Origin of the sequence: Ectothiorhodospira lacustris (assembly GCF_022227845.1) — a bacterium.
Lineage (GTDB): Bacteria > Pseudomonadota > Gammaproteobacteria > Ectothiorhodospirales > Ectothiorhodospiraceae > Ectothiorhodospira > Ectothiorhodospira lacustris.
In genome coordinates, this window is the sequence record NZ_JAJNQN010000005.1 from 138,320 (window position 1) to 154,647 (window position 16,328).

At 62.6% G+C, this 16,328-nt stretch carries 19 protein-coding genes; 11 read left to right on the top strand and 8 right to left on the bottom strand.

Going from position 1 to position 16,328, the window contains the following annotated elements; genetic code table 11:
- Positions 1-49: 49 nt before the first annotated feature.
- The 5 genes from LQ956_RS05780 (at position 50) to LQ956_RS05800 (ending at position 4,684) form a co-directional block, all read left to right on the top strand.
- Positions 50-1,234, top strand: a complete 1,185-nt coding sequence (locus LQ956_RS05780; protein ID WP_238629909.1) for a thiolase family protein — start codon at positions 50-52, stop codon at positions 1,232-1,234.
- 129 nt (positions 1,235-1,363) lie between these two features.
- Positions 1,364-1,537 carry a hypothetical protein gene (locus tag LQ956_RS05785; protein WP_238629908.1) on the top strand — a complete coding sequence of 58 codons (174 nt, stop codon included), beginning with the start codon at positions 1,364-1,366 and terminating at the stop codon, positions 1,535-1,537.
- Positions 1,538-1,767: 230 nt separating this feature from the next.
- Positions 1,768-3,003: an NnrS family protein gene (locus LQ956_RS05790; protein ID WP_238629907.1), complete on the top strand. Its 1,236-nt coding sequence runs from the start codon at positions 1,768-1,770 to the stop codon at positions 3,001-3,003.
- Between the two features lie 338 nt (positions 3,004-3,341).
- Positions 3,342-4,073, top strand: a complete 732-nt coding sequence (gene gntA / locus LQ956_RS05795) for a guanitoxin biosynthesis heme-dependent pre-guanitoxin N-hydroxylase GntA (RefSeq protein WP_238629906.1) — start codon at positions 3,342-3,344, stop codon at positions 4,071-4,073.
- A 17-nt stretch (positions 4,074-4,090) separates the two neighbouring features.
- Positions 4,091-4,684 (top strand): DUF1989 domain-containing protein, encoded by a 594-nt coding sequence (locus LQ956_RS05800; protein ID WP_347402213.1) that lies wholly within the window; start codon positions 4,091-4,093, stop codon positions 4,682-4,684.
- Positions 4,685-4,949: 265 nt separating this feature from the next.
- Here LQ956_RS05800 and LQ956_RS05805 read toward each other — a convergent pair whose 3' ends face one another.
- A complete protein-coding gene (locus LQ956_RS05805) occupies positions 4,950-5,333 on the bottom strand; it encodes a VOC family protein (protein WP_238621170.1) in 384 nt (127 codons plus the stop codon).
- A gap of 68 nt (positions 5,334-5,401) precedes the next feature.
- Between LQ956_RS05805 and LQ956_RS05810 the strand changes: the two genes are divergently transcribed.
- Positions 5,402-5,815: a YchJ family protein gene (locus LQ956_RS05810; protein ID WP_238621169.1), complete on the top strand. Its 414-nt coding sequence runs from the start codon at positions 5,402-5,404 to the stop codon at positions 5,813-5,815.
- A 20-nt stretch (positions 5,816-5,835) separates the two neighbouring features.
- Here the strand turns inward: LQ956_RS05810 and LQ956_RS05815 are convergent, their stop codons facing one another.
- Positions 5,836-6,018, bottom strand: a complete 183-nt coding sequence (locus LQ956_RS05815) for a diguanylate cyclase domain-containing protein (RefSeq protein ID WP_238629905.1) — start codon at positions 6,016-6,018, stop codon at positions 5,836-5,838.
- 279 nt (positions 6,019-6,297) lie between these two features.
- On the opposite strand from LQ956_RS05815, the gene LQ956_RS05820 reads away from it, so the two are divergent.
- Entirely contained in the window at positions 6,298-7,377 is a 1,080-nt protein-coding gene (locus LQ956_RS05820) for an NAD(P)-dependent alcohol dehydrogenase (RefSeq protein ID WP_238629904.1), read from the top strand.
- 28 nt (positions 7,378-7,405) lie between these two features.
- Here the strand turns inward: LQ956_RS05820 and LQ956_RS05825 are convergent, their stop codons facing one another.
- Positions 7,406-7,870 carry a YbjN domain-containing protein gene (locus LQ956_RS05825; protein ID WP_238621166.1) on the bottom strand — a complete coding sequence of 155 codons (465 nt, stop codon included), beginning with the start codon at positions 7,868-7,870 and terminating at the stop codon, positions 7,406-7,408.
- Between the two features lie 213 nt (positions 7,871-8,083).
- On the opposite strand from LQ956_RS05825, the gene LQ956_RS05830 reads away from it, so the two are divergent.
- A complete protein-coding gene (locus LQ956_RS05830) occupies positions 8,084-9,409 on the top strand; it encodes a serine hydrolase domain-containing protein (protein ID WP_238629903.1) in 1,326 nt (441 codons plus the stop codon).
- Here LQ956_RS05830 and LQ956_RS05835 read toward each other — a convergent pair whose 3' ends face one another.
- Positions 9,410-10,300, bottom strand: coding sequence for a LysR family transcriptional regulator (locus tag LQ956_RS05835; RefSeq protein WP_238621164.1), 891 nt, complete (start codon positions 10,298-10,300; stop codon positions 9,410-9,412).
- A 119-nt stretch (positions 10,301-10,419) separates the two neighbouring features.
- On the opposite strand from LQ956_RS05835, the gene LQ956_RS05840 reads away from it, so the two are divergent.
- The 3 genes from LQ956_RS05840 (at position 10,420) to LQ956_RS05850 (ending at position 12,160) form a co-directional block, all read left to right on the top strand.
- Positions 10,420-10,761, top strand: coding sequence for an SMR family transporter (locus tag LQ956_RS05840; protein WP_238621163.1), 342 nt, complete (start codon positions 10,420-10,422; stop codon positions 10,759-10,761).
- Between the two features lie 49 nt (positions 10,762-10,810).
- On the top strand, positions 10,811-11,140 hold the full coding sequence (locus tag LQ956_RS05845; RefSeq protein ID WP_238621162.1) for an SMR family transporter: 330 nt from the start codon (positions 10,811-10,813) through the stop codon (positions 11,138-11,140).
- A gap of 78 nt (positions 11,141-11,218) precedes the next feature.
- Positions 11,219-12,160 (top strand): sodium-dependent bicarbonate transport family permease, encoded by a 942-nt coding sequence (locus LQ956_RS05850; RefSeq protein WP_238621161.1) that lies wholly within the window; start codon positions 11,219-11,221, stop codon positions 12,158-12,160.
- 30 nt (positions 12,161-12,190) lie between these two features.
- Here LQ956_RS05850 and LQ956_RS05855 read toward each other — a convergent pair whose 3' ends face one another.
- The 4 genes from LQ956_RS05855 to LQ956_RS05870 all read right to left on the bottom strand — a co-directional run bounded on the left by LQ956_RS05855 (position 12,191) and on the right by LQ956_RS05870 (position 16,310).
- Entirely contained in the window at positions 12,191-12,667 is a 477-nt protein-coding gene (locus LQ956_RS05855; RefSeq protein WP_238621160.1) for an NfeD family protein, read from the bottom strand.
- A gap of 9 nt (positions 12,668-12,676) precedes the next feature.
- Positions 12,677-13,624: an SPFH domain-containing protein gene (locus LQ956_RS05860; protein ID WP_238621159.1), complete on the bottom strand. Its 948-nt coding sequence runs from the start codon at positions 13,622-13,624 to the stop codon at positions 12,677-12,679.
- A gap of 230 nt (positions 13,625-13,854) precedes the next feature.
- Positions 13,855-14,967: a DUF2726 domain-containing protein gene (locus LQ956_RS05865; RefSeq protein ID WP_238629902.1), complete on the bottom strand. Its 1,113-nt coding sequence runs from the start codon at positions 14,965-14,967 to the stop codon at positions 13,855-13,857.
- 275 nt (positions 14,968-15,242) lie between these two features.
- Positions 15,243-16,310, bottom strand: a complete 1,068-nt coding sequence (locus tag LQ956_RS05870) for an alkene reductase (protein ID WP_238621157.1) — start codon at positions 16,308-16,310, stop codon at positions 15,243-15,245.
- Between the last annotated feature and the right edge of the window lie 18 nt (positions 16,311-16,328).

Genomic DNA, 16,328 nt, shown 5'->3' on the forward strand with positions numbered 1-16,328 from the left:
GGAACCATGGATCCCGAGTCTTTCATCCATCACGACACAGGAGGCGATCATGGCCCATCGCCAGGTAGTGATCTGCGCCCCGACGCGTACCGCCATTGGGACCTTCAACGGCTCCCTGGCCAAGATTCCCGCCACCGATCTGGGTGCCACGGTTGTACGCGCAACCCTGGAGCGGTCCGGGCTGTCGCCAGAGGCCGTTGATACCGTCATCCTGGGCAATGTCATCCAGGCCGGATGCAAGATGAATCCTGCCCGCCAAGCCTCGATCCATGGCGGGATACCGGCCCAGACACCCGCGCTCACAGTCAACCGGGTCTGTGGCTCGGGTGTTCAGGCGATTGCCAGCGCCTTTCAGGAGATAGCACTCGGCCTCGTCGACACGGCCATTGCCGGCGGCATGGAGAACATGGATCGTGCCCCCTACCTGCTCATGCAGGGCCGTACCGGGTATCGCCTCGGCCATGGTCAGTTACTGGACGCGGTGCTCAGTGACGGTCTCAATGACGCCTTTTCGGGTGAGCATGCCGGCTGGCACACCGAGGATCTCGCCGAGCAATATGGCATCAGCCGAGAGGTGCAGGACGCGTGGGCGGTGCGCTCTCAGCAGCGTTTCAGCCAGGCCCAGGCAGCCGGTCATTTCGCCGCCGAGATCACGCCGATCGACCTCTCGGATAAAAAGACCACCCGGCAGTTTGATGCCGATGAGCACAACCGTGGTGATACCACGATGGAAGGCCTGCAGAAGCTGCGCCCTGCCTTCCGCAAGGATGGCACCATCACCGCCGGAAACGCCCCCGGCATCAATACCGGCGCTGCGGCCATGGTTATCGCTGGGGAAGACGCCGCTGCCAGGCACGGCCTGACCCCGGTGGCACGCATCGCCGCTTATGGTGTTGGCGGTGTGGAGCCCGGCATGTTCGGCATGGGGCCAGTGCCGGCGGTCAAGCAGTGCCTGCAGCGGGCGGGATGGTCGACGGATGAGGTGGAGCGCTGGGAGATCAATGAGGCGTTCGCCGCGATCGCCGTTGCCGTCCTGCGTGATCTGGGACTCGACGAGGAGCGGGTCAATGTGGAGGGTGGAGCCATCGCCCATGGCCACCCGATCGGCGCTACGGGGGCAGTCCTCACCACCCGACTGCTCCATTCCATGCAGCGCGACGGCCTGACCCGTGGCGTGGTCACCATGTGCATTGGTGGTGGCCAGGGGGTGGCCCTGGCACTGGAGCGGAACTGAGCAGGACGTGGCTTGCGGCGATAGCGCTGACGAGTCGACCGCTTCTTCCCGGTGATCCCTGATGAGATTGACGTCGCGACCATGGTGCGCCGGGGCCACAAACCCCGAGCGCACCAGGAAATTGCCGAAGTGCTCGCCGCGCTCACGTCCGGCGGCGAAATGGGCAAAGGCCCCATCCAGGTATTCCAGGATGTCGGCCTCGTTGGCGTTATCCAGCGCCTGTCGGTTGAGCCGCGAGCCGTCAAAGCCGGCGCCCAGGTACAGGTTGTAACGGCCGGGAGCAGCCGTTGGGCCAGCCGCTGATACGCACGGTGATCGTGGGCGCGACCCGCACATCGCCCACCCTGGCGGACATCTTATTCCCGTCGCGGCGCAACGAGTGACAAGACCCGCCCGGTTTATTGGCCCGAAGGAGATCCCCGCCTTGCTACCCAGCAGGATTGACCAAGGTCAAGGGCTGCCGGGTCAGAGACTCGCGACAATCCTCCACGATATCTGACCCTCCCCTTTAACTCCCTGCCTACGGTGCCCGCATGCCCACCTTCATGAAACAGACCTGGCACCACTACAGCACCGCCCCGCATCGGCTGATGTTCCTGCCCGGCATGATCCAGCTGGTACTGACCGTCATCTACTGGGGGATCGAGCTGGCCGGGCGATACACCACCTGGTGGTCGCCCCTCACCCTGAACGTGCCTGGCTTTGCCCTGCACCCCTTTCTCATGCTCTATGGGATCTTTCCGTTCTTCATGTTCGGATTTCTCATGACCACCTATCCGCGCTGGATGAACGGTAACGAAATCCCCCGGTCCCGCTACGTGCCGGCCTGGGCCGCACTCACCGGCGGCATGGCGCTCTTCTATCTTGGGCTGTTCACCCAGGGCGCGTGGGTCACAATAGGCATCGTGCTCTATCTGGCCGGATGGGCCTGGGCCATGGCGGCCCTATGGGCGGTGTATCTTCGCGCCCCCACCACCGACCGCACCTACGAGACCTGGCTCAACGCGGCCCTGATGCTGGGGTGGCTGGGAGCCGCAAGCTGGCTGGTCTGGAGGCTCGAGGGTTCCCAATTCTGGTACGCCTTCTCCCTGCAGTCGGGATTCTGGCTGTTCCTGATCCCGGTGCTGGTGATCGTTGGCCATCGCATGATCCCGTTTTTCTCCAACTTCGTGCTCAAACCCTACACCATGGTGCAGCCCCGCTGGTCCCTGCCACTCATGGCCATCGCTGTGGTCGGCCATGTGATCCTGACCTTAACGGGACACTGGCAATGGCGGTTCATCCCCGACTTCGCGCTCGCCTTCCTGGCGCTGCATCACGCCTGGCACTGGGGTTTCCGCCGCGCCCTGGATCACCGCCTCCTGGCCGTGCTGCACATCGCCTGGGCCTGGTTGGCCGTGGGCATGCTGTTCTTTGGGGTGCAGAGCCTGATACTGATGTTGACCGGCCAATGGTGGTTTGGTCACTCCCCGCAGCACGCACTGGCCCTGGGCTTCATCACCTCCATGACCCTGGGCATGGCCACCCGGGTCACCCTGGGGCACTCGGGGCGCGCCCTCCAGGTCAATGGCTTCACCTGGGCCTGTTTTCTCTCACTCTCCGGGGCCACCCTCACCCGCGTGATGGCCGACCTGCCCTGGCTGCCCTCGGGAGCCATCGGGCCCATGAACCTGGCCACGGCCCTCATCTGGCTGGCCTTCATCACCCCGTGGGCGCTCTACTACGGCCCCATGCTCTGGCGCCCCCGGGTGGATGGCCGGCCGGGGTGAGTTGTGGAAGTACACCTGTACTACTGCATTTGGGCACCCATGGCGTCATGGGGGTGATCATTCAGGACGTACCTGCCCCCCGCAGAGCATGCACCCGGGCGTCGATGCTGAACCGTTGCCACAGCGACCCGCTGGAGTGCGTGGGACACCGCACAGACCTTGCTCGCACATAACGCTAGTCTTTCCTGGCAGGTAGGCTTTCGGGAAGTGACCCAAGGCTGAGCGCGGCGCCGGCTTGCCGACCAACCGGCATGGCGACCATCTCCCTTTCCCATAGGGGCTCGCCTGCACGCACTGACTGTCACAGCCACTGCGTATCGCTGTTCCCCCCTTTGCGAATGAAAGACAAGCTGATGAACCGTACTGAAGCCCTGAGCGCTAAGACATCCCCCCACATACCAATCCCCGATCTATGCGAAAGCTTTTTGGAGTTCATCGGTAGCGACACCTTCCCCTGCGTGGGCGCCAGGTTGGCCTTGGCCCAAGGCTCGATCGAAACCCATGAGTTCGGTGTATTGGGTGACCCCGACAATGACCGGGTGATACTCGATGGGCTTGCCCAGTTTATTGACAAGATCGAAGCGAGTACTGACGACAAGAATATAGTGCATTCTTACGTCGCCATATTCCGCGGACCGATCGATATGAGTGAGCTAGGTTTTGAGTCCTTGATGTGGTCACAGTTATGGCAAGTCCACAAGCTTGATGTCTTGGCGGGCCACCTTCCTGCCGAGGATGTCAGCAGTGATGCTGAAAGCCCGCTTTTCAGCATGAGCATTGCCGGGCATCCGTTCTTCCTGATTGGGCTCCACCCGCATGCCTCGCGACTCGCCAGGCGTTTCAGCCATCCGGTGCTGGTGTTCAATTCTCACCGCCAGTTCCAGAAGCTGAAAGAGGATGGACGCTATGAGAAGATGCAGGCGGCCACTCGGTCACGCGATATGGAGTTGCAAGGCTCTGTGAATCCCAATCTGGCGGCCTTCGGCGATGCGAGTGAGGCCCGGCAGTACAGTGGCCGTGAGGTGGAAGCCAGTTGGCGGTGCCCGTTTGATTTCAAGCCAAAACCGTGAAATCGGGTGTGGCCACAGTGAGAATTCCGCCCTGCTCGGCGCAGACGGTCGAGCTGTCCATGGGTGATGAGTTGGTCATTATCGATCCCGAAGGCCAGCAGGTGAGCGACCTGGTCGCCTTTGGGCGCTCGGATCATGGGGAGTATCTGTCTTCCGGTCGATCTCTTGACTATGCCTCCCGCCTATGGCTCACCACGGGCGACGTCCTCTACTCCAACCGCAGCCGCCCCATGTTCACGATTCTGGAGGACACCTGCGGCCGACACGACTTCACTTTGACCCCCTGCTCGAAAGACACCTTCAGGATCATATATGGGGAGACCGAGGGACGTCCGGGCTGCGAGGGCAATCTGGCGGCGGCCTTGGCCCCCTACCACATCGGAGTGGATCGCATACCCATCGCATTCAACGTGTTCATGCATGTGGCGATAGACGCCACAACCGGAGCGTTTCGCGTACTCCCGCCACTTAGCAAGGCAGGGGACTTCATTCGCCTACAGGCCGAGATGCCCTTATTGGTGGCGATGACCGCATGTTCCGCCGGGCAGTCGAACAACTTCTGCTTCAAGCCGATCGATTTCAGGGTTGTGCGCTTTGACCTGAATCCGTGACGAATTCTCGCCAAATTTCATGATTAATCTTCAAAAACCGCCCGCAGAACCGGGACAGCCATCATTCCCTGCGGCCCTACTCCGTCCAGGCCGCACGGTTTCCCTGTATTCCATGTCGCCCCGCTGGGTGATTCTGGATTCGAGCCTAGCCGATTTTGTGACGCATGTCCTGTTTCAGGTCATGTCTGCCATCCGGGACGACCGGGCAACTGGGTTTGGCCATTGCCCTGCGGATCGACCATGCGAAAATGGAGGCGGCTCCCCCTCATGTACTCACCGGCGTACAGATCTCCACCAGGAAACCTTCCGGATCACAGACATAGGCCACCGTTTGCCCCCAGGGCATCTCTTCCGGTGTCTGTCTGAGGGTGGCTCCGGCGGCGAGTGCCCTGTCCAGGGCGGCTTGTACGTCGTCGGTCACCACGGCGATCTCAAAGCAGGGCTGCTCCGGATCCGGGGCCTGTGGGGTCTTGCCCAGGGTCCGGATCAACTGGCGGGATGAAAAGGCCAAGGTGGTCGTGCCGGTGGCCAGCTCTGCAAAGTCTCCTGACTCGTGCACGAAGCGGGTGTCAAAGCCAAAGGCCTGGTTGTAGAAGGCGACCGCCCTGCGGACGTCCTCGACGTACAAAATGGTGTATCCCAGTTTCATGGTGATGCCCCCATCAACTCTGCGATGATCGAGCGTATCCCAACTTGGATAGTTTCAGGAACCACGGCATGGCAAAACGCAAGCACCCCCGCCGGGGTGGACCTACACACTGCCCCTGTGGCTCCGGCCTTAACCGCGAAGGCTGCTGCGGTCCCTTTCTGGACGGTGAATCCATCCCCCAAACCGCTGAAGCCCTGATGCGCTCGCGCTACACGGCCTTTGTGGAGCGGCATACGGACTATCTGCTGGACACCTGGCTGCCGGGGACCCGTCCTTCGGTGCTGGAACTGGAGGCAGGCCAGCAGTGGCTGGGTCTGAGCGTCCGCGCCACTTCAGGGGGCGGGCTGGAGGATGAGACCGGTCAGGTGGAATTCGTGGCCCGGTCCCGGATTGGCGGAAAGGGTGTCCGCCTGCACGAGCGCAGTCGCTTTGTGCGCATCGATGGGCGCTGGTATTACGCGGACGGTGATTTGCTGACCTGATCCAGCCCTTCCAGCGCCGGCTACCCCACCACCACCCGATCCTTCCCCCCGGACTTGGCCGCGTAAAGTGCCTCGCCTGCCCCCAGCAACAGGGCCACGAACGCTTCCCCGCCATAGCGGCACATGACATCCCCCCGGCGCACGGTGTCGGCCAGGGCCTGGCCCATGCGGATCAGGACCTTCACCCACAGGGTGGCCGCCAATCACTCGGCTAGCAGCACCTGCTGCCGCTCTGGGGATAGCGCCATTGGGACTCATCACAAACAGGAACGCATACGATTCACGCTAGCGAGCCACTGCCACCATAGCAACGACTTTTTGGTCCTACCTTTATTGAGTTCCATGCAGTACCTCACATGACCATGGAGCGCCGGAAAAGCAGCAATACCTATCCATGGCCAGCATTCGTCGGCGGGCCGGCGCCCACCGGTACCCTCGTTTTCTGCTTAACTCGTAGTGAGCGCAAACGAGGAGGTGGAGCCATGGCCAGCATGATGAAGGCCGCCGTGTTCGTGGAACCCGGCCGCATTGAAATCAAGGACAAACCGATCCCCGCCGTGGGACCCAATGACGCCTTGATACGCATCACCACAACCACCATTTGCGGCACCGATGTGCACATCCTCAAGGGTGAGTATCCGGTCGTCAAGGGCCTGACGATAGGTCACGAACCGGTGGGGATCATCGAGAAGCTGGGGGCGAATGTGCAAGGATACGCGGAGGGGCAGCGTGTCATTGCGGGGGCCATCTGCCCCAGTTTCACCTCCTACGCCTGCCAGGACCATTGCTGTGCCCAGGATGGTGGACACCATGCCCATGGCTACAAACCCATGGGTGGCTGGCGCTTCGGCAACACCATTGATGGCGCCCAGGCGGAGTACCTGCTGGTGCCCGATGCACAGGGCAACCTGACCCCGGTGCCGGATGGACTGACCGACGAGCAGGTACTCATGTGCCCGGACATCATGTCCACCGGCTTTGCCGGGGCCGAGTCGGCGGATATCCGCATCGGTGATATCGTCGCCGTCTTTGCCCAGGGTCCCATCGGCCTGTGTGCCACTGCCGGTGCCCGCCTGCGCGGTGCCGGCATGATCATTGCCGTGGATGGTGTTGATGAGCGCCTGCAGATGTCACGGCAGATGGGGGCCGACGTGACGCTGGATTTTCGCAAGGTGGATGTGGTGTCGGAAATTCTGAAACTGACCGGTGGTCGCGGCGTGGACGCCTCCATCGAGGCACTGGGCCTGCCGTCTACCTTTGAAGCGGCGCTGCGGGTACTCAAGCCGGGCGGCACCCTGTCCAGCCTGGGCGTCTACTCCAGCGACCTGACCATTCCCCTGGATGCCTTCTGTGCCGGCCTGGGTGACCACAAGATCGTGACCTCCCTCTGCCCGGGCGGCAAGGAACGCATGCGTCGACTGATGCAGATCATCGCCAACGGCCGCCTGGATCTGGGACCGATGGTCACCCATCGCTACCACCTGGATCAGATCGTGGACGCCTACGACCTGTTCTCCCATCAGCGCGACGGGGTGCTCAAGGTGGCCATCAGCACCCATTGACCCGCGGAAGGCTCGTGTCATGCAGCGGCTACTTCGTCAGCACCTCACTGCGGAACTTGAGCAGCGCCACGCGCCACCAGTCCAGGGTGTCGTCCAGGTTGCGCCCGGTCACGCCGAAATCCAGGTTCACGTTCATCTCCAGCACGGGATCACCCTCATTATCCAGATAGGCCTTGCCGAAACGGGCGATCCTGTTCCACTGGTTCATGTCTTCCAGCGTGTACTGGCCATTGGTCTGCCAAGCACTGGTGAACTGAATGTTCTTGCAATTGAGGTTTTGCGAGCACCCGTAGAACATGATGGTATAACCCGTACCGTCGATGCGCCCGCGGATCATGGGATCACCCGCGCTGTCGGTGGTCAGGGTCGCCGAACCGTACCCCTGGGCAAGCTGGCGGATCTTTTCCGGATCCTTCGCATCCACGATCTCGGACGCCGACAGGGTACCGATCGTGGCCAGCAAAATTGCACTCATCAACAATGGTTTCAGCATGGGCATTTCCTTCAAAGGGCCATCATGGACTTACCGGGAGCGGCATCCCACGGACAAGGCCGTTCAAATAAGATGATATACCGTCTCGCACCAAAACCACTCAACCATTCACCGACTGATCCGGCCCTGTCATCGTACGGCGTCTTTGGGTTTCAGAACCCGAACCAACCCGAACAATCACTCCGGTGATCAGTGCTGTACGGAGGACTCGTCATGTCAGGTCCAATTTGTAAAGCGCTTGTGGCATTCATCATCGTTCTGGCCTTTTCCGACGGCCTCAAACCCGCGGTGGCGCAATCCGACCCACCATTGAGCGCTGAACATTCGGACCCGGGAAGGCTGGGCTGGATGACCGGTTTTCCGCCGCCCCCCGAAAAGCTGATCACACACCCCGAGTCCGATTACTTCGGCTTTCCCAAGCTCCGCTGGACGGTGTGCCACATACGCGAGCTACTGCCGACCAAGCAAGTCAGCCGCGGCATCGGTGCGCCGGTACCACTGACGTACGCCCTTGACGATAGCATTGATGCCGTGCGTTTCACACCGCTTGATGGTGATGAGCCAATGACATGGAAGGCGTCGCTATCGGCCAATTACACCGACGGCATGCTCATCATCCATAAGGACCGGGTGGTTTACGAACGGTACTTCGGCTGTCTCGACGAAATGAGCCAGCACGCGGCGATGTCCATGACAAAGTCTCTGACGGGACTGCTGGCCGAGATTCTCGTGGCGGAGGGGGAGCTTGATGACACCGCCAAAGTGGCCGACCTTGTCCCGGAACTCTCCCGCAGTGCGTTTGGCGAGGCCACCGTGCGTCAGGTCATGGATATGACAACGGCTCTCGATTACAGCGAAGACTATGCCGACCCCGAGGCCGACATATGGGCCTATTCCGCCGCCGCGAGTCCGCTGCCGAAACCCGAGGGGTATGAAGGCCCCAACGGTTATTTCGAGTATCTTCAAACCGTGGGGCAGGACGGGGTTCATGGACAGACTTTCGGGTACCGGACCATCAACACGGATGCCCTCGGCTGGATCATCTCGCGACTGACGGGCAGGAATATCGCGGAATTGCTGTCAGAGCGCATCTGGAGCAGGATGGGCGCCGAGCAGGATGCCTACATGACCATTGACGGCAAGGGCACTCCCTTCGCGGGCGGGGGATTAAGCGCGGGCCTGCGTGACCTGGGGCGAATCGGCGTGCTGATGCTCAACGGCGGCGAGATCAACGGGCAACAGCTGTTTCCCAAAGAGGTTGTGGCGCGCATTCGCGCCGGTGGCGACAAGGAAGCCTTTGCAAAAGCGGGGTATGCCACCCTTGACGGCGGCAGCTACCGTAGCATGTGGTGGATTTTTCACAACCCGCATGGTGCCTTTGCGGCACGCGGCGTCCACGGGCAAACCATCTATGTGGATCCGACCGCCGAGATGGTGATCGTGCGTTTTTCGTCTTTCCCCACGGCAGGCAATGCCAAGATCGATCCGAACTCGCTGCCCGCCTATCAGGCCGTGGCCGAGCATCTGATGAGACATTGATCATCCGCCGGACTCGCTTCGGCGCAGATACTCCCGTACCTGCCCCAGCAGCCAGTCGGTAACCTGACCCTCCCGATAGTGTCGGGATTTGAGGGCCACGTATTCATCCATCCGTACGGCGGTGGCATGCTTCGGGATCACCAGTCGCCCCGTCTCCAGGTAGTCGGCGGCCAGGGGCTGGGGTAGCCAGGTCCAGCCGATGCCTTCCGCCGCCATGTCGCGCATCAGCTCAAAATGGCTCACACCGACCTGCCTGGCGGTCTGCCCGTCCGTCACCCGCAGCCCCTGGGCGGTGAAGTGCGCCTGCCCGATGAAGGGATAGTCCCTCAGATCCTGTTCCGAGACCTGCTGCAGCAGGGTCAGGGGATGGCCGGCGGCGGCCACCATCATCACCTGCACCGGACTCAGCACCACGGCCTCCGACGCTGATGGTCTGGAGGATACGCGCCGCAGGCCGATCCCCAGGTCCACTTCGCCGCTGGCGATCATGGCGTCCAACTCTGCCATGGTGGACAACCCAAAGCACAAATCCAGATTCGGGAAGCGTCGCGACAGGCGGATGACGATCTCCCGCCAGAAGGCCTCGGGCAGAGCATCATCCCGGGCGATGCGCAGTATCCGCTCTTCCCCCTGGAAATGACGACGACAACGCTGCTCCAGGGACTGGGCCAGGGAGACGATGCGCTGACAGTCGTCCAGCAGGTCCGCGCCGATGGGAGTCGGCTTCACCTGATTGCCGCTGCGTTCGAACAGCGTCACCCCCAAATGGTCTTCCAGCGCAGCAATCCCCATGCTCACCGCACCCCGGCTTTTGCCCAGGGTGCGAGCCGCAGCGGCAATGGAGCCATGGCGGCAAACGAGCACGAATTCTTGGATCTGGGCCAGGGTCACGGGCGGTCCTCCAGCAGGGTTACGGGCGCTTATGAGTCAGTTTTTCCGACGCTCAGCGATTATGCCCGATCGCACCCGCCGGGTAGCATCCCCGGTCCCGCAACCTTTGGAGACGCGCCATGAGATTGGCATGGATGTTCCTAATGCTGGCCATCGTGACCGAGGTATCCGGTGTCAGCACCATGAACTTTCTGAGTGAGGGTGCCGGCATCACCGGTTATTTGATCATGTATGTATGCATCATTTTTTCCTATATTTTTCTAGGCTTTGCGGTGAAAAAGATCCCCGTGGGGGTGGCCTTCGCCATGTGGGAGGGGCTTGGCATCACCCTGATCACGGCCCTGTCCCTGCTGGTGTTCGGCAGTACCCTGTCTACCCAGGAGCTGATCGGCCTGGGTCTGGCCGTGGTGGGGATCATCATGATCAATGCCGGCGAAAAGCGTCCTGAAGCGTCAGCCTGATTGACCAAAAACCCGTCTGACCAAAACCAAGAAAGAGGCATCATCCCATATGTCAGCCACACATCTGCTGCCCTTCACCCTGGTGGCCCTCGCCGCGGCCCTGGATGTGGCGGCCAACCTGCTGCTGACCCTGTCCAACGGCTTTCGCAAAAAGCTCTGGGGGGTGCTGGCCATCCTGCTGGTACTGGGCGCGTTCACGCTCCTGGCCCAGGCGATCCGCTACATGGACCTGGCGATTGCCTATGCCACCTGGGGGGCCCTGGGCATCTTGGGCACCGCCCTGGGAGGACTCTGGTGCTTCGGCCAGCGGCTCAACACCATCGGCTGGGCAGGCATCCTGCTGGTGGTGACGGCCATCGTGGTCATCAAGACCGGCTGATGGCAGGCCCCCGGTACTGGCATCCGCCGGCCGTTGGCCTCAAAATCCGCACCAGCCCAAGCAACCGTTCCGACGCCCATGCCCGATATTGTGGTGATGTTCTTCCTGCTCGGCCTGGTGGCCGGCCTGGTGAAATCCGACCTGACCGTTCCCAAGGCCGCTTACGACACCCTCAGCCTGCTGCTGATGCTCACCATCGGCCTGAAGGGGGGCATGGCGCTGCATGGCAATGTCAGTCTATCGGTGATTCAGGATCTGCTGGCGGTGGCGGTGCTGGGGGCGCTGATTCCGCTGATACTCATGCCGCTGCTGATGCGGGTGATCCGGCTGTCGGTGGCCGACAGTGCCAGCATGGCCGCCCACTACGGCTCGGTGAGCGCGGGGACCTTTGCGGTGGCGTTGGCCTTTGCCGAAGGACTGCAGCTACCCATCAGCGCCGAAGTGACCCTGTATCTGGTGATGATGGAGTTGCCGGCCATCGTCGTGGCCATCATCCTTTACCGGCGCTACTGCGGCGCCCAGGCGGCCGCCAGCATGCGCGGGCTGTGGCATGAAACCCTGACCAATCGGGGGGTGATCCTGCTGGTGGGCGGGGTGATCATCGGGCTGCTCTACGGCCCCCAGGAAGGTGCAGCGGTGACGGATCTGCTCACCAACGCCTTCATGGTCGTGCTGGCCCTGTTCCTCTTGGAGATGGGCCTGACGGCCGCCGAGACCCTGCGCCCCATCCCCTGGCAGCACTGGCGCCTGCTCTGCTTTGCCGTGATCGCCCCGTTCCTGCTGGGCGCCATCGGCCTGGTCACGGGCCTGCTGCTGGGACTGCCCGCCGGCTCCGTGCTGATCCTCACAGCGCTGACCGCCAGCGCCTCTTATATCGCCGCGCCGGCGGCCATTCGTGCCGCCATTCCCGATGCCAACATCGGCCTGGCCATGCTCGCCGCGCTGGGGCTCACCTTCCCGGTGAACGTGATCGTGGGGATCCCCCTGTATTACCAGCTGTTGCAGTGGTTGGGGGTGTGATGGTGTCTGGCAAGGAATGCAGCGCGGCCGTCAGTCGGTTGCGACACCCTCCTCGGCGTGCAGTGGCCTGACCCGGAGCCGGATGCCGTCGCGGGCAAAGGCCAGCACCCGGTCCCCCGCCTTTACATCATCAGGCCCTTGGGCGGCATAGGTGGTATCCCCCACCCTCACCCGGCCCCGGCCCGCCACGAAGTCCGTGGCGGCGATGTATTCCCGGTTGAGCAAGGCATCTATTTCCCGATTCATCACCGGGGCATCGCCCTGGGCCGCCCTGCCCCGTCGCTGCAGCCAGAAACCCAGGCCGCAGGAGCCGAGCATGGTCACGGAAAAACCCATGAGATGCCAGGCAAAGGGCAGATCCGGCAGCAGGGCCACGAAGAAGGCCGAGATCATGGCGCCCAACCCGATCCAGAGCAGGAATACCCCGGGGATCAGGATCTCCAGCCCCATCAGGATCACGCCGGCAATCAGCCAGAACCAGGGATTGGTCAGTACGGTCTGCAGCATCCCCCTGCCCTATTTGCCCGATGAGCCGGAGGGCAGGGCCTTGTTGTCCGCCCCCATCTGCTGCACCAGTTCGGTGATACCTGCCACGGCCCCGGTGATACCGGAGGCCTCCAGGGGCATCAGGACCAACTTGGAGTTGTCGGCCTTGCCGATCTGCTGCAGGGCCTCCACATACTTGATGCCAAGGAAATACTGCACCGCCTGGATATTCCCGGCGGCGATGGCCTCGGACACCACGCGGGTTGCCTCGGCCTCGGCCTTGGCCTCGCGCTCGCGGGCCTCGGCTTCCAGGAAGGCCGCCTGCCGTTCCCCCTCGGCCCGCAGGATGGCGGCCTGCTTTTCCCCTTCCGCCTGCAGGATCTCCGCCTCCCGTCTGCCGGTGGCCTCCAGCACCTGGGCCCGGCGCTTGCGTTCGGCGGTCATCTGCATGTTCATCGCCTTCTGCAGTTCCGGCTCCATTTTCAGGTCACGGATCTCGATACGGACGATCTTCACGCCCCAGGGATTGGTGGCATCGTCGACGATGCCCATCAGGACATCGTTGATCTTGCTGCGGTTGGACAGGGTATCGTCCAGGTCCATGGAGCCGATGACCGAGCGCAGGTTGGTGGTGGTGAGATTGACGATGGCCTCTTCCAGGTTGCGCACCTGATAGGCGGCAGAGGCGGCATCATCGATGCGGAAAAAGACCACCCCATCGGCCACCACGGCCACGTTGTCCTTCGTGATCACCGTCTGTGCCGGCACATCCAGCACCTGCTCCATCACCGTCAACTTGCGGCCGATGCTGTCGATGAATGGCACGATGATGCTGAGACCCGACTCCAGGGTCCGGGTATAGCGGCCGAACCGCTCCACGGTCCATTTCTCTCCCTGTGGCACCGCCTTGACCGCCTTGGCAATGAAAATGATGGTAACCACCACAATGGTGGTGGCGAAGACTCCAAAGGCTTCCATGGTCATCCCCCAGGTTGTTATATGTGCCGGATACCGGCCAGTATCGCGGATCGACGTTCAAAAGACACCCATGCTCATGGGGAGGCCATCGGCTCGGCATGACCCTTCATCGCTCATTCCGGCCCGGAAAGGGTCAGTGAGAGACTCAAAACCCTGGACTCCCGCCTTCGCGGGAGTGACGACCGGGAGTCCAGGCGGGAGTGACTGCAAGATGCCGGCTCAGGGCTTGCCTAGTCCTTCTTCGTTGTAGGGCCTCGCCGGGCAGTGCTCCGGGCACGGGCCGCCGCCGACTGGGTAGCGGGGGTGCGCTTGGCCTTGGCGGCCGCGAGGCCGGTCTTGGCGCCGGGCGTACGGGGCTTGGCTGCAGCCGTTCCGGAGCGCCGGGCCGGTGCGGGCTGGCGGGGGGAGGCAACCTGTCCGGCGGGTGCACTGACCACGTCAGCCGTCGCATCGCTGGTCTTGCGCGAGGCCGAGGCGCTCGGCGGCGGCTCGTCCTTCTTGGTGGCCGGGTCATCCTGGGCCGGTTTGGCGGGGACGGCGGCAACCGGAGCGGGGGCCTGGGCCTTGGGTGCGGACTTCACTTCAGGCATGGGCTGGGGCTTTGTGTCCGGCTCGGGGCTGGGGTCGGGCTTGGCAACAGCCGGGACGGGGTTGGTTGGGGCGGGCTCAGGGGCGGGCGGCCTGGGCTTCTGTGCCGCCGCCTTCTGCGCGGCCCTGGCCTCGGCTTCCGCCCTGGCTTTAGCTTCTGCCTTGGCTTTTGCCTCCACCTTGGCCTTGGCTTTGGCTTCCGCCTTGGCTTTGGCCTCCGCTTTGGCCTTGGCCTTGGCCTTGGCTTGAGCCTTGGCAGTGGCAATGGCCTCGTCGACCCGGGCCTTGACGCCGCCGGCCTGATACTCGGACTCAGTGGGGATCACCGCATAGGGCAGTTCCAGGTGCCGGCAGACCGAACCCAGAAACACATTGGAGTCATGTAGTGCCGTCAACCCCCTGCCGGCGGCCTCCATGCGCAGGACGCAGGTGACGGCCTGATCGGACTTTCGGCAGAGAACGAAATCGAAGTACTCATGTGCGATGCGCTGACGGGAGGCCTGCTTGAGGGGCTGGTCGGGATTGGGCTTCAGCTCCAAGACATTGGCGGCCATGACCTTGGGAAAGACGTAGTGATCGGCGCCCAGGCCCTCTTCCAGGGCCTTGAACAGGCCTTTTTCTTCGGTATTCAGTATGGATTCGGATTTGCCGTAGCAGTCCGGTCGGGGGGCGGGCAGGGAGACACGGGCGTTGTACTGCTGATAGAACAGCAGCGCGGCAATCAAAAACAGGACAATCAGGGAAAACTCCACCATCGCTGATACCCCTCCATCAGATTGGATGATCTGTTCCGGGATACGGACGGCAGGTTACTCAATGACGCAGTGATACCGCCTTCCCGGTACAACTGTTCGACTGCATGACAATGCCTGAGACTTCCGATTGTGGAGCGGTATGCCATCGTATTACAAGGGCATAAAAGGGGTTTTGGGTCATAAAAACCACAACCTTTGCCCTGAATCCTGAGCGGCGTGGCGCAACCCGACCTGAACAACGAGCCGGGCTGCGCCTGCACACGGACGCAAAAACCTTAGAGGGTGGGGTAGTCGATATAGCCTTCCGGGCCCGGGGTGTAGAAGGTATCCGGGTTCGCCTCCGCCAGGGGGGCGTTACGTCGGAAGCGCTCCACCAGATCCGGGTTGGCAATGAAGGGCGTGCCGTACACGGCGGCATCCGCCTTGCCCGACTTGACCAGGGCCTCGCCTGTTTCCCGGGTCAGACCGCCACCGGCCAGGTAGGCATCGCCCTTGAACCTGGGCCGCAGCAGGCCGTGATAGTCCACCTCGGTACCGAACAGGGCCACGTGCAGATAGGCCAGGCGGTAGTAGTCCAGCTGCTCCACCAGATAGCCGTAGGTCTCCTGGGGGTTGTCGTCGCGGATGTCATTGAAGCCCATCTCCGGGGCCAGCTTGATGCCGATGTAGTCGCCACTGCGCACGGAGGTCATGGCTTCCAGGATCTCCAGGATAAAACGGGCCCGGTTTTCCACGCTGCCGCCGTACTGGTCGGTGCGCCGATTGGTACCGGAGCACAGGAATTGCTCCGGCAGATAGCCGGAGGCGGCATGCAGCTCCACCCCGTCAAAGCCGGCCTCGAAGGCCAGAGAGGTGGCCACGCGGAAGTCCTCAATCACGTCCTGGATCTCGCTGACCTCCAGGGCACGAGGTGTGACATGGGGCTTCATACCGTCCTGGGTGAAGGACTGACCTTCCGGGCGCACGGCGGAGGCGGACACGGGGGTGGCGCCGGCGGGGAGGAAAGAGGGATCGGAGATGCGCCCCGCATGCATGACCTGCAGCACCATGCTGCCACCGGCGGCGTGAACCGCCTCCGTCACCCGGGCCCAGGCATCCACGTGCTCCTCGGTGAACATGCCGGGGGTACGCAGGTAGCCCTTGCCCATGGGGCAGGGGTAGGTACCCTCGCTGATGATCAGGCCGGCAGAGGCCCGCTGGGCGTAGTAGGTTGTCGCATGCTCGCCGGGCACGCCCTCATCGTCTGCCCGGGAGCGGGTCATGGGCGCCATGACGATGCGGTTCTTGAGGTCCAGGGCGCCGGCATAGAGGTTGGAAAACAGATCGATCTCTTTCTTGGGCATGGGACGTCTTCTCTCCTG